20 protein-coding genes are annotated in these 19,063 nt (G+C 64.1%); 13 read left to right on the top strand and 7 right to left on the bottom strand.

Going from position 1 to position 19,063, the window contains the following annotated elements; all coding sequences use genetic code 11:
- Window position 1 precedes the first annotated feature (1 nt).
- Together G7047_RS24725 and G7047_RS24720 are read right to left on the bottom strand one after the other, a co-directional pair.
- On the bottom strand, window positions 2-700 hold the full coding sequence (locus G7047_RS24725) for an LrgB family protein (RefSeq protein ID WP_166310973.1): 699 nt from the start codon (window positions 698-700) through the stop codon (window positions 2-4).
- Window positions 701-705: 5 nt separating this feature from the next.
- The gene (locus G7047_RS24720; protein WP_205904671.1) at window positions 706-1,173 is read right to left on the bottom strand and encodes a CidA/LrgA family protein; all 468 of its coding nucleotides are present in this window, start codon (window positions 1,171-1,173) and stop codon (window positions 706-708) included.
- A gap of 84 nt (window positions 1,174-1,257) precedes the next feature.
- Here G7047_RS24720 and G7047_RS24715 point away from each other — a divergent pair, with 84 nt between their 5' ends.
- Window positions 1,258-2,157, top strand: coding sequence for a LysR family transcriptional regulator (locus G7047_RS24715; RefSeq protein ID WP_166310971.1), 900 nt, complete (start codon window positions 1,258-1,260; stop codon window positions 2,155-2,157).
- Here the strand turns inward: G7047_RS24715 and G7047_RS24710 are convergent.
- Window positions 2,151-2,879 (bottom strand): hypothetical protein, encoded by a 729-nt coding sequence (locus G7047_RS24710; RefSeq protein ID WP_166310969.1) that lies wholly within the window; start codon window positions 2,877-2,879, stop codon window positions 2,151-2,153. The two genes, G7047_RS24715 and G7047_RS24710, sit on opposite strands and share 7 nt — an antisense overlap.
- A gap of 19 nt (window positions 2,880-2,898) precedes the next feature.
- Entirely contained in the window at window positions 2,899-4,047 is a 1,149-nt protein-coding gene (locus G7047_RS24705) for a hypothetical protein (protein ID WP_166310967.1), read from the bottom strand.
- Between the two features lie 181 nt (window positions 4,048-4,228).
- On the opposite strand from G7047_RS24705, the gene G7047_RS24700 reads away from it, so the two are divergent.
- From G7047_RS24700 to G7047_RS24685, 4 genes are all read left to right on the top strand, one after another.
- Entirely contained in the window at window positions 4,229-5,431 is a 1,203-nt protein-coding gene (locus G7047_RS24700) for a LuxR C-terminal-related transcriptional regulator (protein WP_166310965.1), read from the top strand.
- A gap of 66 nt (window positions 5,432-5,497) precedes the next feature.
- A complete protein-coding gene (locus G7047_RS24695; RefSeq protein WP_166310963.1) occupies window positions 5,498-6,256 on the top strand; it encodes an SDR family NAD(P)-dependent oxidoreductase in 759 nt (252 codons plus the stop codon).
- A 6-nt stretch (window positions 6,257-6,262) separates the two neighbouring features.
- Complete coding sequence (locus tag G7047_RS24690; RefSeq protein ID WP_166310961.1) at window positions 6,263-6,919, top strand: pseudouridine synthase; 657 nt, start codon at window positions 6,263-6,265, stop codon at window positions 6,917-6,919.
- A 175-nt stretch (window positions 6,920-7,094) separates the two neighbouring features.
- Entirely contained in the window at window positions 7,095-7,625 is a 531-nt protein-coding gene (locus G7047_RS24685; RefSeq protein WP_166310959.1) for a thioredoxin domain-containing protein, read from the top strand.
- Between the two features lie 76 nt (window positions 7,626-7,701).
- Here the strand turns inward: G7047_RS24685 and G7047_RS24680 are convergent, their stop codons facing one another.
- Entirely contained in the window at window positions 7,702-8,160 is a 459-nt protein-coding gene (locus G7047_RS24680; RefSeq protein WP_166310957.1) for a hypothetical protein, read from the bottom strand.
- Window positions 8,161-8,331: 171 nt separating this feature from the next.
- Window positions 8,332-9,918 carry a DUF3482 domain-containing protein gene (locus tag G7047_RS24675; RefSeq protein ID WP_166310955.1) on the bottom strand — a complete coding sequence of 529 codons (1,587 nt, stop codon included), beginning with the start codon at window positions 9,916-9,918 and terminating at the stop codon, window positions 8,332-8,334.
- 231 nt (window positions 9,919-10,149) lie between these two features.
- Here G7047_RS24675 and G7047_RS24670 point away from each other — a divergent pair, with 231 nt between their 5' ends.
- Both G7047_RS24670 and G7047_RS24665 read left to right on the top strand, forming a co-directional pair.
- The gene (locus G7047_RS24670; protein WP_166310953.1) at window positions 10,150-10,407 is read left to right on the top strand and encodes a type II toxin-antitoxin system Phd/YefM family antitoxin; all 258 of its coding nucleotides are present in this window, start codon (window positions 10,150-10,152) and stop codon (window positions 10,405-10,407) included.
- Window position 10,408: 1 nt separating this feature from the next.
- A complete protein-coding gene (locus G7047_RS24665; RefSeq protein WP_166310951.1) occupies window positions 10,409-10,825 on the top strand; it encodes a type II toxin-antitoxin system VapC family toxin in 417 nt (138 codons plus the stop codon).
- A 15-nt stretch (window positions 10,826-10,840) separates the two neighbouring features.
- On the opposite strand, the gene G7047_RS24660 is transcribed toward G7047_RS24665, so the two are convergent.
- Window positions 10,841-12,322, bottom strand: coding sequence for a DUF2868 domain-containing protein (locus G7047_RS24660; protein ID WP_166310949.1), 1,482 nt, complete (start codon window positions 12,320-12,322; stop codon window positions 10,841-10,843).
- 297 nt (window positions 12,323-12,619) lie between these two features.
- On the opposite strand from G7047_RS24660, the gene G7047_RS24655 reads away from it, so the two are divergent.
- The 6 genes from G7047_RS24655 to G7047_RS24630 are packed head-to-tail and all read left to right on the top strand — an operon-like array spanning window position 12,620 to window position 19,055.
- The gene (locus G7047_RS24655) at window positions 12,620-13,651 is read left to right on the top strand and encodes a LysR family transcriptional regulator (protein WP_166310947.1); all 1,032 of its coding nucleotides are present in this window, start codon (window positions 12,620-12,622) and stop codon (window positions 13,649-13,651) included.
- On the top strand, window positions 13,648-15,129 hold the full coding sequence (locus G7047_RS24650; RefSeq protein WP_240939254.1) for an NAD(P)/FAD-dependent oxidoreductase: 1,482 nt from the start codon (window positions 13,648-13,650) through the stop codon (window positions 15,127-15,129). Before G7047_RS24655 ends, G7047_RS24650 begins: the two co-directional genes overlap by 4 nt.
- On the top strand, window positions 15,126-16,100 hold the full coding sequence (locus tag G7047_RS24645; protein WP_166310945.1) for an ABC transporter permease: 975 nt from the start codon (window positions 15,126-15,128) through the stop codon (window positions 16,098-16,100). The genes G7047_RS24650 and G7047_RS24645 overlap by 4 nt, the downstream gene beginning before the upstream one ends.
- A complete protein-coding gene (locus G7047_RS24640; RefSeq protein WP_166310943.1) occupies window positions 16,097-17,029 on the top strand; it encodes an ABC transporter permease in 933 nt (310 codons plus the stop codon). Before G7047_RS24645 ends, G7047_RS24640 begins: the two co-directional genes overlap by 4 nt.
- Window positions 17,026-18,027, top strand: coding sequence for an ABC transporter ATP-binding protein (locus G7047_RS24635; protein WP_166310941.1), 1,002 nt, complete (start codon window positions 17,026-17,028; stop codon window positions 18,025-18,027). Before G7047_RS24640 ends, G7047_RS24635 begins: the two co-directional genes overlap by 4 nt.
- A complete protein-coding gene (locus G7047_RS24630) occupies window positions 18,024-19,055 on the top strand; it encodes an ABC transporter ATP-binding protein (RefSeq protein WP_166310939.1) in 1,032 nt (343 codons plus the stop codon). The genes G7047_RS24635 and G7047_RS24630 overlap by 4 nt, the downstream gene beginning before the upstream one ends.
- Window positions 19,056-19,063: the final 8 nt, after the last annotated feature.

The raw sequence follows: 19,063 nt of genomic DNA, 5'->3' as shown, positions 1-19,063 counted from the left end.
CTCAGAAAAGCAACCACTTCACCCAAGGCGCCGCGAGCACATTGACCGCCCCGGCGATCATCATTACCAGCGAGGCCACGACGGCCGGCACCTCGCCGCCCCATTGCCGGGCCTTGGCGACGCCCGCGCCGTGCGCGGCTCCGCCGAAGATCGAACCGGCCGCAAGCTTGCTGCGCACGCGGGGCAGCAAGCGCAGAATGGTCTCGCCCATGAGCATGCCGCTCACGCCGGTGAGCAGCACGAAGAGCGCCGCCAGATCAGTGGAGCCGCCGAGCACCTTTTCTGCCTCTATGGCGAACGGGGTGGTGATGCTGCGCACAGCCAAGCCCTTCTGCAGCTCCTCCGACAGGCCAAACCACTGGGCGAACAGCACGGTCGTGCCGACCGACATGACGCTGGCCACGACCACGCCGGTGGTGATCGACATCCAATGCCTTTTCATCATTTGGCGGTTCTCGTAGAGCGGCAGCGCGAACGCCACCGTCGTGGGGCCCAGCAACCAGACCAGCCAGTGGGTCTGGGCGATGTACTGTGGATAGCTCACATGCGTGGCGAGCGCGAGGGCGATCAGCACGATGGGCGTCGCCACGATGGGCATGAGCAGCGGATGCGGATGGCTGCGGTAGACGCGCTTGTTGGCCCAATAGCAACCCACGGTGGCGAGCAGCGAAAGCACGCCGATCATTTCATTGGACAACATGGAATTCACTCCTTTGGCGATGCACGGTGCGCGTCATGCGTGGAGCGGCGGCGCGCGAGCCACAGCTCAAGGCGGTAGACACGGTCCACCGCAAGCGCGGTGACGACCATCACGCAGGCCGTGCTGGCGACGATCACGGCCAGAATCCGCAGGCCCTGATGGCACACCAGATCGCCGTATTCAGTGATCACCAGCATGGCGGGCACGAAGAACAGCAGCATCTCGGCGAGCAGCCAGTGGGTGCCGCCCCTGAGCCACTGCACCTTGACGAGACCGGTGAACAGCCCCACAGCCAGCAGCCCAAAGCCGATCAGGCCGGCCGGCATACTCCAGCCAAAGCGCTGGCGCGCCAAGTCCATGGCGGCCCAGATGCTGCTGAGCAGCACAATCTGCAACACAATGCGTGCGCCCTGCCGGAGCGCAGCCAACCACGCGGGCGCGTGGGCCAAGGCGATGGAAGTGCTTGATGACATGCCCAAAGTCTAGGGTTTTCACGTACATTCGTAAAATGAATTATTCTTATTTTTTTCATTCAAATTTGGAATAGTCAGCACGCCATGGATCTGCGAGCCCTGCGCTACTTCGTCGAAGTCGTCCGCCAGAACGGCTTCACCCGCGCCGCCAATACGCTGCACGTGACCCAGCCCACCATCAGCAAGATGGTCAAGTCGCTGGAGGACGAGCTTGGCGGCCCGCTGCTGCTGCGCGAAGGCCGCAGCGTGCGGCTCACAGACGCGGGCAAGGTGGTCTATGTGCACGGCCTCACGCTGCTGGACGAGGCCCGCCGCCTCAAACAGGAGGTGGCCGAGGTCGACGGCATCGCGCGCGGCGAGCTCAGCGTAGGCATCATGCCGACGGCCGGGCACTACATGGCACCGGTGATCGCGCTGTTCCAGCAGCGCCACCCCGGCGTTGTGCTGCAGGTCGACGAGCAGGGCGCGAGCGCGCAGCGGCAGGCGCTGCTCGACGGCAAGCTCGACATGACGCTCGGCCTGCTCAGCGAGCCCGATCCCGAGCTGCAGACCACGACCATTGCCCGCCAGACCACCCGCGTGGCCATGGCGGCACACCGGGTGGAAGACGCGAACGCGCCGCTCGCTTGGCGCGATCTACGCGATAAGCCCTTCGTGCTCTACACCCCGGGCTTCAAGCTACACCAGGCGGTGCTCGAACAATGCGCGCGTGCGGGCTTCGAGCCGCACATCCGCCTGCAGTCACGCTACTGGGATTTCATAGGCGATCTGGTCGCGCAGGACGTGGGCATCGCCGTGATGTTCGAGCACGTGATCGCGCGCTACGACCCGGCGCGCGTGGCAAGCCGGCCGCTGGTCGATCCCGTGCTGAGCTGGGACGTGGTGCTGATGTGGCGCCCCGGCTACCTCTCGCGCGCGGCGCGGGCGTGGCTGGATTGCGTGCGGGAGATCTATCCCGCGTCAACCCTCGGCGCGGTTCAGTAACTGAACGCGCTGCCTTTCTTGATCTCAAAGCCCCAGCGGTTGGTCTCCCCCTCCTTGCCGCTCACCCTTGCGTTCGCGTCCAACTGGGCGTTGAACTCCAACTCACCTCGGCAGATGTCTTCGGAATGACCGCGCCACGCGGGATGATTGACCGGCGCAGTGTTGCAGTTGCATGAAAAATTGCGATAGGTCGAGCGCTGCATGTATTCGTCGAGCTTGCGCTGGGTTTTCTGACACGATCCGCGCCCCGCAACATCGAGGATCCAATGCCGGAAGTAGACCTTCGTCCACTGTCGCTCGGCCACCTCCTTTTCCTGTCGCAGCAGCTCCTGCGCGGCAGCTTGACGCTGGATTTCCTGCGCCGCGCCTCGCTGTCGCTTCTCGACCGCATTGAGTTGCTCCATGGCCTGCACGTAGTACTTGCCTTTCTCGCCATAGGTGTTGAGGTAGTTGAGCAACCGCTCCTTGGCGCGCTCATGCTCGCCCGCCTCACCCAAGGCGTTGCCGTACGAGTAGCCGAACACCTCGGGCAGCGGACTGAAGCCCGTCGCCTCCACCGCCTCAAAGGCACGCACGGCTTCCTTCCAGTCCCCATCTCTCATCGCCTGACTGGCGGCCATCATCTGGCGATCCGCTTCCACCTTGGGCGAAAGCTGGATCTGCGCGTGCGCCCCCTGCAACAGGCACATGCAGGCCACCCACAGGGCAAAAAATCTGCGCATTTCTTTCTCCGTTCAAACTTCAGTCATTGCCTACATCGACTTCCAGCGCGGTGGATTTCTTCCCCCCGCCCGTGACAAAGGGCCGCGTCTCCACCAATCGCTCGGCCTTGTAGATGCTGAGCACGCCCTGGATTCCTGATTGCCCGCTGTAATTGACCACGCTGAAGCGGTATTTGCCTTTGGGCGCCTGCGGCGCAATGGAGATGTTTTCGGGATTCACTCCGCGTGTGTCGTCGATGTCCAGCGAGCATTCGTTCGCGATGCTTCTGCGTCCGTGCATGCAATGCGCACCGGAAGGCGTCAGCACATGCAAATCGAGATCGGCACGGCCCTGCCATGTCAGGGTGGCCATGAGCGCCTGCGGCTGAATTTTGGCGTCGATGGCCACTTCGCTGCAGGCCTGCGCGTGGCATACCCGGACATTGTTGAGTCCCGCCGCCAATATCAGGCGGACCTGGAATTTCCCGTTCGCATCGGAGGCGATGCGTTGCTGCGCCCCGTTGAAATGCACGGTCAGTTCGCTGTTGCGCAAAACGCCTTGCGTGTCGCCAACCACTTCCACCACCCGCGTGGTGACTTGCTGGCGCGGCTGCGGCGACGTGATGCGAATGGGCTGCTTGCGCACCTCGGCCCGTTCCGCTTCGAAGTGCTCCAACGGATTGCGCGTCTGCGTGGCCCCGGGGGAGGCCGCGTCAGCTCCGTTTGCCGGCTTGGCCCATTTCTCCAGTGCACCTGCCCCAGCGCCGGAAGATGCGTCGCTCCCGGACTTCCCGTCACGCGGCGCCTTCTCTTCTGCGGCCTGCCGTCCCTCCGTGGAAATACAGGAATAGCTGACCTGGGTGATCTCGCAACGGTATTCCTTGGATTGGCCGCACTGCCTGCATTGCTGATATCCCGGAATGCGCAGCTCCCCCAGACGCCAGCCCGACCCCAATGCCGCACACGCATCGTGCGCATTGTTTTCGGCGGAAATGGCCGCCAGCTCAAGCGCGTAGTCGCGCGAGAAACAGACCTGCGTCTTGCCCACCACCAAAACATCCTTCTGTGCCGCATGCCCTGCCCCCGTGCCGATGCACAGAGCGAGCAGCCAACAGGAACGCGCCCACCACAGCGCCCCATTCCCACCCGTTGCAAACCACTCCAACCAAGCTGCGCATCTGCTTCGCATTCGAACGCCTCTCAAGCCCATCCCCCGAGTCACCAAAGTGTTGACTGCGTTTGTAGGTGCTTTACCCCTGCCCGGCATCACCCAATTGGGGTATCAGAAACACTTGATTACACTCGCGAAAGCATGCAAATCAACGCGCCATTCGGACAACGCCCAACCGTTGGAGAGGAGCTTCGCAGAAATGTCGCAGCGTGAGGAACACGGCCTGGTGCCGCTGATCGGAGCCGTCTACGAGGCCTCTATGGCACCGGAGAAATGGCCCGATTTTCTGGCGCGCTTCGCCGCCACCTTCCAGTCGGAACAGGCACTGATGTGGGCCCATGACTTCAGCGACAACTCGGCTGATCTCATCGGCGGGCCCACTTCCATTGCGTGCACCGTCGGTCTCGACGATTTCTATCTCGACGGATATACCCGGCACTTCTGTCACTGCAACGTCTGGCTGGAAAACGAGCATCTGCATCACGAAGGCCACATCGTCAATTCAAGCCGATTGAGCCCCGACGGCAAGCTGCCATCGACCGAATGGTTCGGTGACTGGTTGAGGCCGCAGGACCTGTTTTATTCGTTCGCTGCCGTGGTCGAAAAGCGCAATCGCCGGTCATTCAACGTCACCGCCCTACGTTCCAAGGCGCATGGCCCCTACACCCCACAGGAAGAGCAACAGTTGCGCACGCTGATGCCGCATCTGCAGACCGCCTTTGCCTTGCATCGCAGACTGCACCGCGCCGAAGCGCTGGCGCAGGCATCGCTCGGATTGCTGGATCGCCTTCCGCTCGGAATCGTGCTGCTGGATGCCAAGGCTCAGGTACTGCACGCCAACGCTCGCGCGCATTCGCTGGCACAAGAGTCCGGGCTTATCCGAATCAAGGGCCGTTTTCTGGGTGAGGAGACATTGCACGCGACCCGGCAGGCAGACGATATGCGACTGCAGGCGACCATGCGCCGCGCCGTGTCTACAGGGCTGGGAGTGCCGATTCAGGCCGGACAAGGCATGCGACTGCAGGGCCTGCAGCACAATCTGCACTTGCTCATCAGCCCCCTGCCCCAACAATGCGAACCGTTCGGAACACATGCTGCGGCGGCTGTTTTCATCAGCGATCCCACGGCCACGTTGCACGAGCTTGATGCGGTGCTGCGAGCCTGCTACGGACTCAGCATGGCGGAGTCGTTACTCGCCCAGGCGCTGGTCAATGGCCTGAGCGTGAGGGAATACGCAGAAGAACGGGCTCTTTCGGTCCACACCGTGCGTGTGCAGCTGAAATCGATCACCGCCAAGGTGGGCGTGAGAAGGCAAGCCGACCTGATTCGCACCATTCTGAACGGGCCGGCCGTGCTTCAGCGGAGTGCCGCAACACATCAAAATTCCATGCGACCCCGCTGAACAGCGTGATGTCGAGACTCCGGCAATCCATAATCCAACATTGCCCACGCACCATCCTTACCCTTCATGGACCTGCTCAAAGACCAAACCGTTTTCATCACCGGCGCCGGCCAGGGCATTGGCAAGGCGGTGGCGCTTGGCATTGCGGGCATGGGGGCACAGGTGTTTGCCAGCGACGTGAACGAAGATGCCGTAGGCGAGACGACCGCTCTGATCCGTGAGGCCGGTGGCATCGCTCATGCGCTCAAGCTCGATGTATCGGACGCCAATGCATGCCGGGAAGCGGCCGAACTCGTCACACGCGAGATCAGCGCCGAGCGCAAACTGCTGCTGGTGAACAACGCGGGCGTGCGCCCCAGACATGCGTTTGACAGCGAAGATCGCGATGAGGAGTGGCAGCGCACGCTGGACATCAACCTCAGCGGCACGCGAAACACGATTCATGCGTTTCAGGCGCTGCTGGCGTCCACCGGTGGCAGCGTGGTCAACATGGGCTCGATTGCCGCGTCGCGCGCGGCGGCAGGCTCCGTGGCCTATTCCACCTCCAAGGCCGCCGTGGAGATGCTCACCAAGGTGATGGCACTGGAGCTCGCGCCGCAAGGCATCCGCGTGAATGCGGTAGCGCCGGGCGTGATGCTCACCGCGATGACCGAGTCGACGCGCAAGGACCCCAAGCACGTGGAATACATCATGCGCCGCGTTCCGCTCAAGCGCTACGGCGATCCGGCCGAGCTGGCCGGGCCGATCGCGTTTCTGGGCTCCTCGCTCGCCAGCTACATCACCGGCACCGTGCTGGGGGTGGACGGCGGCTATCTGATTTCCTGAGCCAAGATGAACGCACCGAGAAGAAACACCCTCCACAAACCCACGCTGCGCAAGCCGGAACTGCGTGAGCGCAGCGCCAGATTCGAGCGCGAACCGCGTGAAAAGAGCAACGGGCCCACGCGCCTGCTGTGCTTTCACAAGCCCTACGGCGTGCTCAGCCAGTTCACGCCCGAGGGCCGCTGGCGCGGGCTCAAAGACTTCATCGATGTGCCGGGCGTATACGTCGCGGGTCGGCTCGACGCCGACAGCGAAGGCCTGCTGCTGCTGACCAACGATGGGTTGCTGCAGGCGCATATCTCCAGCCCCAAGTTCAAGATGGACAAGACCTACCTGATCCAGGTGGAAGGCATCCCCGACGAGGCCGCGCTGCAGCGCCTGCGCGATGGCGTGCAACTCAACGACGGCCTGACGCTGCCAGCGCAGGCGCGCCGCATCGACACGCCCGAATGGCTGGGCCAACGCGATCCGCCGATCCGCGTGCGCCAGAACATTCCCGATTGCTGGATCGAACTCATCATCCGCGAGGGCCGCAACCGCCAGGTGCGGCGCATGACCGCCGCCATCGGTCACCCCACCCTGCGGCTGGCGCGCGTGGCCATCGGGCCATATGCGCTGCAAGGCATCGAGTCGGGCAAATGGGCCGACGTACAGCCGCCGATCTGAGATTGGTGTCGAGAGGCTTGAATTCCTTCCAAACGCATGAGCACGCAACAGTGCGTACTCAAGGCATCGGCTGACACGGTTTCCGCGCAATCGCTCTATCGTATCAACGAAGTTTTCCAACAGGCCACATGGCCTTGTTCCACTTCGTCATCAACGACCATCAGGAGCTTCACCCATGTCCCAGCTTCACCCTGCCGTGAGCAGCCGCGACCACATCAGCGGCGACACTAGCGCGCCCATCGTTTTGGTTGAGTACGGCGACTATCAGTGTCCTTATTGCGGCGCAGCCGCATCCATTGTCCAAGGCATCCAAAAGCGCTTTGGCAAGGAGCTATGCTTCGTGTTCCGCAACTTCCCGCTGTCCATGCACCCCGAGGCGCAGAACGCGGCCGTGGTGGCCGAGTTTGCAGCCAAGCACGGAAAATTCTGGGAAGCACATGACGCGCTCTATGCCAACCAGCGCTTGTTGGGCGGTCCGTTCTATGTGCAACTGGTGAAATCGCTGGGCCTGTCGGAGGCAGACCTCGAGCAGTCGCTGCAAAAAGACGAGTTCGAGAGCCGCATCCGCGAGGACATCGCCGGCGGCGAGCGCAGCGGCGTGAACGGCACGCCCGCGTTCTACATCAATGGCGAGAAGTTCGATTCGCCCGGCGGTTTTCAGGACCTCGAGCCCGTGATCGAGGAACTGCTGCGCCCCACGCGCTGATCGATTCCACACACAAACGCCCCACGCGCAGCGACTGCGAGTGGGGCGTTTGCTTGTCCGCTGATGTGCTGAGTGATCAGGCCGTGCAGGCCTTGTTGTGCGAGGCGTGCATGCCCTTGGCCTTGGCGTCTGCCTCGCTCATATATTCGCCATGCTTGGTGGTGCCGTAATACTTGTCGCCCTGGCAGTGATAGACCTTGGTGCTGTCATTCGCCCAGACCTTGCCTGCGCCGCCGCCGGGAGCGGGTGCGGTCGATACCTTGTTGTCGGCCTTGACGGCGGGAGCGGCAGCTGTCGGCTTTTGCGGCGCTGGAGCGGCAGCAGCAGGTGCAGCTGCGACGCCACCGCCCGCCTTGGCGGTCGCGTCCTTGTCTATGCCCTTGTGTCCTTTGCACGCGCCCTTGGAGGCGGCAGCGCTGACCGAAGTGCCGTCCTTGCAGACAAAGGTCTGCTCACCAGCGGGCGCCGCAGCCAGCGCGGCGAATGACGCGGTCGTGAATGCGGCAGCCAGCCAGATTTTCATTGTGTTGCGCATGAATTGCACTCCTGGATTGATCGTGGATCGTCACCGGGTTGAATGGGTTGGGGTGACGTGCACATGCTGCGCTCGAATGCATTGATCCATCTGTAGGACAACGCTGGCTTGGAACTTTGTTTACACAGCTTCCAAACAGCTGCCAAAGCGTTTTCCAGGGCTTTTCATGCCTCACTTGGCAAGCGTCGGATACAGCGTCTGCAGCACCTGCGCGAGCGTGCGCTGGAGCAGCAGTTCGGTCGCCTGCCGTTCGGCCTGCAAGGCGGGTGAATGCGGCGCATCGGCCATTGCATCTGTGGCTGATGATTGCGGTGGCAGCGCCCGCAGGTTCGCCCAGAGGCTCTGCCATTGCGCAGCGTGCTGCTGCACTGCAGCCTGCACTGCGACGCTCCACTGCTGCGGCGCCGATGGCGCGGTATAGCGGCCACGCCCGCGCCCGAAGTGCGAGATCACGATGTATTTGAGCAGCGCCTGCGACACCATGGCGGTGAGGTAGTCGTCCGAGAGGCGAAAGCGCTGCGACTCCTGATCGAACATCTTGTTCGCACCCCAGGCCGCGCCCGCGAAAGTGACGGCGCCGACCAGCGCGCCGAGGATCGCCCCGGTGCCGAGCGTCAGGCCTCCCGTCACCAGATCCGCTCCGATGCCCGTGGCCGCGCCCGCCGTGACCGCGCCCCAAAGGCTGGCGGCCTGCGTATCGTGCGGCGTGGTGATCTGCAGATCGGTCTTGAGCTGCTGCTGGATCTGGCTGGCCGCATCGCCGTCGAGCTGGTGCAGCTGAAGCAGCCGCTGCGTGGCGCGCACGTCGATCTTCTGCAGCGTGGCAAGCAGCCGCTTCATCGCATCGCGCGCCTCGGCAGGCGCGTCTTCCTGCGCCGTTTTGCCGAGCTTCTGCGAGATCTTGCCGATGGTGCTGACCGCGCGGTCCCAGAGCTTGCCGGAGGCGCCCTGCTCTGCGGTTTCTTCCACCAGAGCCGACTGCATCAGTTGCCCGGCGAGCGCTTCGATGCTGGCCAATTCGCGCTCAAGTTGCCGCTGTTCACGCTCGGCCAGGATGCGCTCGTAGGCCGGCAATTTGTCAGCAGGCAGCAGTGGCGCAATGCTCTGCAGCATGCGCCGCTCATGCCACCAGCTGCGGGTGAACGCGTCAAGCACCAGCACGTCGTGCACCGTCTCGCTGAAGGATTGCACCGCCGTGCGCCAGCGCTCCAGATCGGCGGCGGTCTGCTCGGGCGTGGTGTCGCTTCCGATCTGGTTGAGCAAAATGATCACCGGCTTGTGCATCCACGCGAGGATGCGCATCTCGGCCTCCCAGTAGCCCGCATCGGCCGGGTCTTCTGCAGCGTTGACCAGATAGAGCATCACATCCGCATGGTCCCGCGCCGCCACCAGCGCGCGCTGGCTCATGTAGAACGGCTTGTCGCGCCAACGATCCCACACGTTGGAGAGAAACCAGCCGAGCGGATTTCCTTGCTGCTTCAAGCGTTCATACAGCCGCACCGAATCGCCAAAGCCCGGCGTGTCCCACAGCCAGAGCTGATCGCCCTGCGCCGTGGTCTGCAGCAGATAACGCTGCGACTGGCTGGTCACATGCGCGGCGTCCTGAATCTCGCCCACATCGTCGGCCAGCAGCGTGCGGGTGAGCGTGGTCTTGCCAATATTGGTGTGTGAGAGCAGACACCACTGGATTTGCTGGGTGCTGGTGGCGGGTGCGTTGGTCTGCAGCGCGGTGATGTCTCGGGCATTGGTTTCAGGCATGGCGAATGATCGCTTGGAATGGCAGCGGTTTACAACTCGTCGGGCGAACGCATGGAAAGTCTGGCGAGGTTCTGATGTCGATCCAGACTGCCTCGCCGTTCCTGCGCCAGCATGCTCGGCTCCATTCCATCAAGGACGCCCATGAGCACGGTCGCCAATCTCATACACGATGTCAGCACACCCTCCTATAATGTAGAAACATATCTACATTCTCAGTCAGGGGGTACTCCCATGTCCAAACGGACCTACACCAGCCGCGAATTCAACCAGCGCGTGAGCGAGGCCAAGAAAACGGCCGAGGGCGACACGGTCGTCTTCATCACCGACCGCGGCGCGCCCGCGCATGTGCTGATGAGCATCGAAAAATACAACCGCCTCGTCGGCACGGGGCGTAGCATCGTGGACATGCTGGCGATGCCCGAAGCTGCCGACATCGAGTTCGAGATCACCCGCAGCAAGGAGCTGCCTCGGGAAGTGGATCTGTCCTGATATGTTCCTTCTCGACACCAACGTAGTTTCCGAATTGCGCAAGGCGACCTCGGGCAAGGGAAGCATCGAAGTAGCCAACTGGGCACGATCGGTGCCGATGGAACAGATGTTCCTGAGCGTCATCAGCCTTCAGGAACTGGAAAAAGGCGTGTTGCAGAAAGAGCGAGTCGATCCTCTGGCAGGCGCCGTCCTGCGAGCCTGGCTGACCGAGCACGTCTACAAGGGGTTCGAGCGACGCATCTTGCCGATCGATCAGGCCATTGCCGTTTGCTGCGCGGCGCTGCATGTGCCCAATCCACGCCCCACCATGGACGCCCTGATCGCCGCCACCGCCAAGGTCCACGGCATGACAGTAGTGACTCGCGACGAAAAGGATTTCGCGCACTTCGGCGTGCCGATGCTCAACCCCTGGATTTGACCCACCCGGTTGTCACTAGGGCACCCACACCGCCACCAACCCCGCATTCCGCACAAACTCCCCCCACAGCTCGCGCCGCTCCTGCACCCGCTTGGGCGCGCCGGTGTTGCGCTCGGCGAAGTCCGGCGTCCACAGCCAGATCGCAGCGTTCTGCCCCCAGCGCTCACGGGCGGTCTGCAGCAGTTCGCCGTGGATTTCGGCCTCGGGCGTAGCGGCCATGTTGATGAGCAGGACGGCTGCAGCATCCGCGCCCTTGCCCGCGACTGATGCGGCGGAGGGCAGCTTGGCGCCATAGGCAAGCGCGGGCTCGATCACCAGATGCGCACCCGCGCCGTACTGCGTGGCGATCCAGGCGTCGAGCGTCTTTCGGCGCTCGGGCGTGATCTCGAAACTGTAGGGCAGCACGTGCAGCGTGACGGCGAGGCCGCCGAAATCGCGCTGTAAATTCTGGAAATACGGCTGGGTGAACGGCAATTGCACATGCCGGTTCAGCCACGCAAGGCGCAGACCCTGCCAGAGCGCACACAACAAACGCGGCGCGATCACCAGCAGCCCCAGCAACGCGGTGTAGGCGATCACCCATTGCTGGCCGCGCGAGAGGTGGGCCATGCGCTCGGCCACGGCGGGAGCCGTGACGCTGTTGCTGACCCAGCCGCGCAGCGATTCGATGTCGGCCAACGACCAAGGCGCTGCACCCAACAGCCACTGCACCGGAGCGAAGATGCCGTTGAGCAGCTGCTGCACCATCGACGCCGAGAGAAACGTGCTCTCCCAGCCCACTTGGTATTCGTTCGTCAGTCCCGTGGCCCACAGCGATGCGAGCGCGCCCACGGCCATCATCGCTGCGCCGAGGTGCAGCCACAGCAGCCATTGCGCGTGACGCGCTCTGGCGCTGAGCAGCCACCAATTGCGCTCGAACGCCAACGCCATTCTGCGCAGACCACCACCGCCCGCCACTGGCATACGCGCGCGCAACTTGCCGCGCCAGCCGCCCACCGCATCTACAGGTGCCGACGAGGCATTTGCAGGCCGCAGCACCACGGGCGCGGTACGGCCCGAGCGCAGCAGCGAGCGCACCCAACTCACCAGCATCCACAGATAGACCAGCAGATTCCACAGCACGATGCCGAGCAGCGAGGGCGCGAGCAGATCGACGCGGTGCGGATCGGTGAAGCGGTGCAGGCAGAAGCCAAACACCAGCGCGCCAACGAGCACCGCCAGTGGCACCCAGCGGGCGATACCCGGCACCTGCTTCCAGACCTGGCGCACGTCTTCGGGCAACTGGCTGGCCGCGATGATGCGCTGGGCACGCTGCTCCATGAAATTGAGAAATTGTGCGTGACTGGCTGAGCCGCCCTTGGTGTTGGGACTGCCGATCGCGTGCAGCGTGTCGTGCGTGATGGTCGCACAGTGCGCGGCGTCGGGCAGCGCTTCGTTGGGCGCTGCAGTTTCGATGGCATGGGCCAGAAGAATGTCGCGGGCGGAGCTGGATCGCATCGCCGGATGTTACCCGCTGCGCCGTGCTCTGGTCGGGCAGCGAATGCGGGGAGCACATGCCCTTGATACCCCTACGGACAGGCAGGCTTGCTTGCATGAGCGGAAGCGGCGCCATCCGGCAACTCACGTCGTACACATTCCATCTGCAGACAACGGCGCGCAGAACACGTCAACGTCGATTCCCTTTGGAAGCCCGTCAGACGCCAAATTCCCAAGGGTTTTTACTTATGCGTTTTTATTATTTGCGAATCACATTCTCAGTACTTCAGAATTTGCATTGAGCATAGTCAAAACACGATGGAACTCCGACAACTGGAAGCCTTTGCCGCGGTCATGTCCACGGGCAGCGTCACCGCGGCCGGACGTGTGCTGGGCCGTTCCCAGCCCGCCGTCACACGCTTGGTGCAAGAGCTCGAAGCGGAGATCGGCTACCCGCTATTCAGCCGCAACGGCCCACGCGTGTCGCCGACCGAGCAGGCGTTTCTGCTGTTCGAGGACGTGGAGCATGCGCTGCAGAGCCTGCAGCAGATCCGCCGCCGCGCCAAGGAAATCGAGCACGGCGTCAAACGCCCGCTGCATTTGCTGGCCACCTCAGCGCTGGCAGCCGGGCTGATTCCGGCGGCGCTCGCGCGGCTCGAGGCCTCGGGCAACGATGCCGCCGCGTCGCAGATCCATCTGCGCAGCGCCTCGCCCGAACGCGTGGCGCACGGCGTGCTCACCGGCTCCGCGCAGCTCGGCGTGACCAGCCTGCCGCTTGAACATCGTGGTCTGCAGGTGCACTGGATCGCCGAGGCACCCTGCGTGGCCGTGCTGCCCGCTGGCGATCCGCTGGCCACGCGCGATGTCGTGCCGCTGGCCGCACTCGCTCAACGCCGGCTGATCACCATGGCCAATCCATACCGCTTGCTCGGTCGGCTCGACGACGCGTTCGCCGCCGTCTCCACCGCCGATGAAGCAGCCGCGCGCCAATTCCTCAAGACCAACTCCAGCGTCAACGCCATGGCCGCAGTGCGTGCGAGGCTCGGCGTTTCCGTGCTCGAGCCGGTAACCGCGCTCGGCCTGCCGCTCGACGGGCTGGCCGTGCGTGCGCTCGATACCCACATTCCGTTTCTGTTCGGCGTAGTCTCCCAGCAGACCTCGCCCTTCACTCCCGCCATGGATGCGCTGTGCAACGCACTCGCCGATGCCGCCGCCGCGCTACTGCCCGGCTTTGTGCTGCACGACGCGAGCCGGCATGCTGAGCTGCTGCTGCAGCACGCACTGCCCATGCCTGCAAAGCCTGCCGGAGCGCATCCGTTTCCCGAACAAGAAGAAGAGAGCCCACAATGATCCAACCCACTAACATGCCCACCATGGCGGCCCCGCCGCTGGGTCTTGACGCGCTCGAAGCCCGCGTGCGCCAGGACCTCGCCTGGCTCGATCTGCCCGCCAAGAACTGGCTGCCCACCACCGAAGTGAACGGCGAGGCCGTGCTGCCCGTGGCCGTGATCGGCGGCGGGATGGGTGGCATGGCCGCAACGGCCGCGCTGCAGTTTCTCGGCGTGAACGCGCCGATCTTCGATCGCGCCCCCACTGGATTTGAAGGCCCCTGGGCCACCACCGCGCGCATGGAAACGCTGCGTTCGCCCAAGACGCTCACCGGCCCGGCGCTCGGCAAACCTGCGCTGACCTTCCGCGCCTGGTTCGAGTCGCAGTTCGGCAGCGACGAATGGGACGCGCTCGACAAGATTCCGCGCCTGCAGTGGATGGACTATCTGCGCTGGTACCGCAAGGTGCTGGCGCTCGACGTGCGCAACGAGCACACCCTGTTGGCCGTGCGCCCGCGCGCCGACGGCGTGGTGCAGCTCGACATGCAGACGCCAGAAGGCCCACACACGGTGCTCGCGCGCCATGTGGTGCTGGCCACTGGCCGCGATGGTCTGGGCGGTGCCTGGGTGCCGTCGATTTCCGAGAAGCTGCCGCGCGAGGTCTGGGCGCATTCGTCCGACGAGATGGACTACGCGACGCTCGCGGGCAAGCGCTTGGGCGTGGTCGGCGCAGGCGCGTCGGCCATGGACAGCGCCGCGACCGCGCTGGAGTGCGGTGCCGCCAGCGTTGACCTGCTGATCCGCCGCGCCGACATTCCGCGCGTCAACAAGGGCAAGGGCGCGGGCAGCCCCGGCCTGACCCATGGACATCAGAGCCTATCCGACGAATGGAAGTGGAAGATCCGCCACTACATCAACGTGCAGCAGGTGCCGCCACCACGCGGCAGCACGCTGCGCGTGTCGCGCCATGAAAATGCGCGCTTCAATCTGGGCACCTCGATTCTCGATCTCGAATGGGTGAACGACGAGATCCGCGTGACCACCAACAAGGGCGTTTTCAAGCTCGACTTCTTGATCTTCTCGACCGGCTTTCGCATCGACTGGAGCCAGCGCCCCGAGTTCGCGGCGCTCGCTCCGTTCGTGCGTTCGTGGAAAGACCGCTTCGCGCATCCCGCAGGCGAAGACGACCAGGAACTGGCTGATTCGCCCGACCTCGGACCCGCGTTCGAACTGCAGGAGAAAACGCCCGGCACCTGCCCCGGCCTCTCGCGCGTGCATGTTTTCTCGTACCCCGCCGCGCTTTCGCAAGGCACGATCTCGGGCGACATCCCGGCCGTGAGCGTGGGCGCGCAGCGCATTGCGCAGGGCATCGCGAGCACGCTCTACGCCGAAGACATCGAATGGCATTTCGGCAATCTGCAGACCTTTGAAGAACCCGAGGTCTTCGGCGACGAATGGACGCCCGCCGAGCCACCGGTGCAAGAGAAAGTGCCATCATGATCGGCTGGCTGCTGCGTCGCCTGGCGCAGGCGATTCTCGTCGTGCTGCTGATGACGATGATCGTCTTCGTGGGCCTACACGCCATCGGCAATCCGGTGGACATTCTGATCGGCCAGGACGTGGACCAGATCGAGCGCGCGCGCATCATCGCCGAGCTCGGGCTCGACCAGCCGCTGTGGCGCCAGTACCTCGGCTTTCTGAACGGCGCGCTGCATGGCAATCTGGGCAACAGCTTCGTCTACAACGTGCCCGCCATCGAGTTGATCTTCCAGCGCCTGCCCGCTACGCTGGAGCTCGCCGTTGCGGCGCTGCTGCTGGCCGTGCTGCTGGGCGTGCCGCTCGGCCTGCATGCCGGTCTCTATCCCGACAGCTGGTTCTCCAAATCCATCATGGCCGGCAGCATCGTGGGCTTCTCGCTGCCCACATTCTGGGTCGGCCTCATGCTGATCATGACCTTCAGCGTCTCGCTCGGCCTGCTGCCCGCGAGCGGTCGTGGCGACACGGTGGAGGTGCTGGGATCGCAGTGGTCCTTCCTCACCGCCAATGGCTTGAAGCACATGCTGCTTCCGGCCATCAACCTGTCGCTGTTCAAGATCTCGCTGGTGATCCGTCTCACGCGTGCCGGTGTGCGCGAGGTGCTGCCGCTCGATTTCGTGAAGTTCGCGCGCGCCAAGGGCCTGTCGCCGCTGCGCGTGATCGGCGTGCACGTGCTACGCAACACCATGATCCCGCTGGTCACCGTGCTCGGTCTCGAACTCGGCTCGACCATCGCGTTCGCGGTGGTCACCGAAAGCATCTTCTCGTGGCCCGGCGCGGGCAAGCTGATTCTGGACAGCATCAACGCGCTCGACCGCCCCGTGATCGTGTCCTATCTCGTCGTCGTGGTGTGCCTGTTCGTCACGCTCAATCTCATCGTGGACATCCTCTATAAGGTGCTTGATCCACGCGTGCGTCTGGAGGGCGCAGCATGAGCCAGCCCATCACCAAACCATCTACAAGTGCAGCCAGCGCAGCCCCCGTCAAGCAGGAATCGCCATGGCGCGAGCATCTGCGCGACTTCTTCGCGTCGCGCCTCGCGCTGTTCGGTCTCGTCGTCGCCGCGCTGCTGATTCTGGCCGCGTTGTTCGCGCCGTGGATCACGCCGCAGAACCCGTACGACCTGATGCAGCTCGACGTGATGGACGCGCGTCTCACGCCCGGTACCATGAACGGGCTCGACACCTTCCGCTATGTGCTCGGCACCGACGGGCAGGGCCGCGACCTGTACTCGGCCATCCTCTACGGCCTGCGCATCAGCCTGATCGTCGGCGTCGGCTCCGCGCTGATCGCGGGCGTGATCGGCACGCTGCTCGGCCTGCTCGCGGCCTACGCGGGCGGCAAGACGGACGCGCTGATCATGCGCCTCGTCGACCTGATCCTCTCGTTTCCGTCCATCCTCGTCGCGATGATGATCCTCGCGTGGCTGGGCAAGGGCGTGGGCAACGTGGTGCTCACGCTCGTCATTCTGGAGTGGGCCTACTACGCGCGCACCGCACGCGGCCAGGCCCTCGTGGAGCGCCGCAAAGAATACGTCGAAGCCGCGCACTGCCAGGGCATTCCGAACTGGCGCATCATGGTCAAGCACATTCTGCCGAACTGCCTGCCTCCGCTGATCGTCATCGGCACGCTGCAGATCGCGCGCGCCATCACGCTCGAGGCCACGCTGAGCTTTCTTGGCCTCGGCGTGCCGGTCACCGAGCCATCGCTTGGCCTCTTGATCTCCAACGGCTACCAGTACATGCTCTCGGGCGAGTACTGGATCAGCTTCTACCCCGGCATCGCACTGCTCGTCACCATCGTGGCGATCAACCTCGTGGGCGACCGCCTGCGCGACGTGCTGAATCCAAGGAACGTGAAATGAACGGCACGATCCACCCCTCGGTGCCGACCCTCGAGGTGCGCCATCTGCGCACCGAATTCGACACCCGCGCCGGTGTGCTCAAGGCGGTCAACGATGTCTCGTTCACCATCGGACGCGGCCGCATTCTGGGCCTCGTCGGCGAATCGGGCTCGGGCAAGTCGGTCACCGGCTTCTCCATCATGGGCCTCGTCGATGCGCCGGGCCGCGTGGCCGGTGGCGAAATCCTGTTCCAGGGCCGCGATCTGACGAAGATGAGTCCTCGCGAGCTGCGCACGCTGCAGGGCAACCGCATCGCGATGATCTTCCAGGATCCGATGATGACGCTGAACCCCGTGCTGCGCGTGGACACGCAGATGATCGAGGCCGTGCAGGCGCACGCCAAGGTCAGCAAGCAGGAAGCACGCGAACGCTCGCGCGAAACGCTGGGCATGATGGGCATTCCCAGTCCCGAGGAGCGCCTCAACGCCTATCCGCACCAGCTCTCGGGCGGCATGCGCCAGCGCGTGGCGATTGCGATTGCCATGCTGCACCGGCCCGATCTGATCATCGCCGACGAGCCCACCACGGCGCTCGACGTGACCATCCAGGCGCAGATTCTTTCCGAGGTGCAGAAGCTCGCGCGCCAGCACGGCACCTCGCTCATCTGGATCACGCACGACCTCTCGGTGGTCGCCGGTCTGGCCGATGAAGTGGCCGTGATGTACGCGGGCCGCATCGTCGAGCACGGCAACGTGGACGCGGTGCTCGACCATCCCATGCATCCCTACACCACAGGTCTCATCGGTAGCCTTCCGAGCAACAACAAGCGCGGCGAACGGCTCAAGCAGATTCCGGGCATGACGCCCAACCTGCTGAACCTGCCCGCCGGTTGCGCCTTCGCCGCACGCTGCGCGCGTGCAAGCAGCGCGTGCTCCGCACAGCCCGAGCTGACCGAGCCGCTGTCGGGCAAGCTGCTGCGCTGCTTCCATCCCCTTATTGAAGAAGGAGCGCGCGCATGAGCCTTCCACAAGACAAACTGGACTTCGCGCCGGTCATCGAACTCAAGGGCGTGAGCAAGCGCTTTGGCGAACAGAAGCCGGGCCTCATGAGCCGCGCGCTGCAAGGCATGGGCCTGGAAAAGCCAGCGCCGATCACGCGCGCCGTCGATCTGGTCGACCTGATCGTGAAACCCGGCGAAGTGGTCGGTCTGGTCGGTGAATCGGGCTGCGGCAAATCGACGCTCGGGCGCATCGCCACCGGCCTGCTCGCTCCATCGAACGGCGAGGTACTGATCAACGGTCGCCATTTCGCCAACATGACGCCGCAGGAAAAACACGCCGCGCGCCTGTCGGTGCAGATGATTTTCCAGAACCCGTATGCGAGCCTGAATCCGCGCCTGCGCGTGGACGAGATCGTCGGCGAGGCCGCACGCATCCACGGCCTCGTGGACCGTGCGGGGTTTGACGACTATGTCTGCGCGCAGCTCGAACGTGCCGGGCTCGACCCCGCGCTGCGCAGCCGCTATCCGCACCAGTTCAGTGGCGGCCAGCGCCAGCGCATCGGCATTGCACGCGCGCTCGCAGTGCAGCCGTCCATGCTGGTCTGTGACGAGGCCGTGGCCGCGCTCGACGTGTCGATCCAGGCGCAGATCCTGAATCTGTTCATGGACCTGCGCGAAGAACTCAACCTCACCTACCTCTTCATCAGCCACGACCTCGGCGTGGTCGAGCATCTCTCCGACCGCGTGGTGGTGATGTACCTCGGCCGCGTGATCGAATCCGCGCCGGTCGAAGAACTGTTCGCGCATCCCAACCATCCGTACACGCAGGCGCTGCTCGCCGAAGTGCCGAACATGGGCGCGCGCCACAAGACCTACACGGCGATCAAGGGCGAGATTCCCAGCCCGCTCCATCCCCCGAGCGGCTGCCACTTTCATCCGCGATGTCCGCACGCCATGCCGCGCTGTTCGGTGGAAGCACCGCAGCTCAAGGGCATCGCCATCCAGCATGTGAGCGCCTGCCATCTCAACGACACCAGCACCTCATGAACCGTGCG

Origin of the sequence: Diaphorobacter sp. HDW4A (assembly GCF_011305995.1) — a bacterium.
Classification (GTDB): domain Bacteria; phylum Pseudomonadota; class Gammaproteobacteria; order Burkholderiales; family Burkholderiaceae_C; genus Diaphorobacter_A.
Note: the sequence above shows the minus strand (reverse complement) of the source record. Positions and strands in the feature narration are given on the sequence as shown.

What these genes read in the sequence shown, in the direction of transcription:
- G7047_RS24645 (WP_166310945.1), top strand. Translation starts at nt 15,126, where the DNA reads ATGATCGGCTGGCTGCTGCGTCGCCTGGCGCAGGCGATTCTCGTCGTG.
- G7047_RS24690 (WP_166310961.1), top strand. Translation starts at nt 6,263, where the DNA reads ATGAACGCACCGAGAAGAAACACCCTCCACAAACCCACGCTGCGCAAG.
- G7047_RS24720 (WP_205904671.1), bottom strand. Translation starts at nt 1,173, where the DNA reads ATGTCATCAAGCACTTCCATCGCCTTGGCCCACGCGCCCGCGTGGTTG.
- G7047_RS24670 (WP_166310953.1), top strand. Translation starts at nt 10,150, where the DNA reads ATGTCCAAACGGACCTACACCAGCCGCGAATTCAACCAGCGCGTGAGC.
- G7047_RS24660 (WP_166310949.1), bottom strand. Translation starts at nt 12,322, where the DNA reads ATGCGATCCAGCTCCGCCCGCGACATTCTTCTGGCCCATGCCATCGAA.
- G7047_RS24700 (WP_166310965.1), top strand. Translation starts at nt 4,229, where the DNA reads ATGTCGCAGCGTGAGGAACACGGCCTGGTGCCGCTGATCGGAGCCGTC.
- G7047_RS24685 (WP_166310959.1), top strand. Translation starts at nt 7,095, where the DNA reads ATGTCCCAGCTTCACCCTGCCGTGAGCAGCCGCGACCACATCAGCGGC.
- G7047_RS24710 (WP_166310969.1), bottom strand. Translation starts at nt 2,879, where the DNA reads ATGCGCAGATTTTTTGCCCTGTGGGTGGCCTGCATGTGCCTGTTGCAG.
- G7047_RS24630 (WP_166310939.1), top strand. Translation starts at nt 18,024, where the DNA reads ATGAGCCTTCCACAAGACAAACTGGACTTCGCGCCGGTCATCGAACTC.
- G7047_RS24655 (WP_166310947.1), top strand. Translation starts at nt 12,620, where the DNA reads ATGGAACTCCGACAACTGGAAGCCTTTGCCGCGGTCATGTCCACGGGC.
- G7047_RS24640 (WP_166310943.1), top strand. Translation starts at nt 16,097, where the DNA reads ATGAGCCAGCCCATCACCAAACCATCTACAAGTGCAGCCAGCGCAGCC.
- G7047_RS24675 (WP_166310955.1), bottom strand. Translation starts at nt 9,918, where the DNA reads ATGCCTGAAACCAATGCCCGAGACATCACCGCGCTGCAGACCAACGCA.
- G7047_RS24705 (WP_166310967.1), bottom strand. Translation starts at nt 4,047, where the DNA reads ATGCGAAGCAGATGCGCAGCTTGGTTGGAGTGGTTTGCAACGGGTGGG.
- G7047_RS24650 (WP_240939254.1), top strand. Translation starts at nt 13,648, where the DNA reads ATGATCCAACCCACTAACATGCCCACCATGGCGGCCCCGCCGCTGGGT.
- G7047_RS24680 (WP_166310957.1), bottom strand. Translation starts at nt 8,160, where the DNA reads ATGCGCAACACAATGAAAATCTGGCTGGCTGCCGCATTCACGACCGCG.
- G7047_RS24725 (WP_166310973.1), bottom strand. Translation starts at nt 700, where the DNA reads ATGTTGTCCAATGAAATGATCGGCGTGCTTTCGCTGCTCGCCACCGTG.
- G7047_RS24665 (WP_166310951.1), top strand. Translation starts at nt 10,409, where the DNA reads ATGTTCCTTCTCGACACCAACGTAGTTTCCGAATTGCGCAAGGCGACC.
- G7047_RS24635 (WP_166310941.1), top strand. Translation starts at nt 17,026, where the DNA reads ATGAACGGCACGATCCACCCCTCGGTGCCGACCCTCGAGGTGCGCCAT.
- G7047_RS24695 (WP_166310963.1), top strand. Translation starts at nt 5,498, where the DNA reads ATGGACCTGCTCAAAGACCAAACCGTTTTCATCACCGGCGCCGGCCAG.
- G7047_RS24715 (WP_166310971.1), top strand. Translation starts at nt 1,258, where the DNA reads ATGGATCTGCGAGCCCTGCGCTACTTCGTCGAAGTCGTCCGCCAGAAC.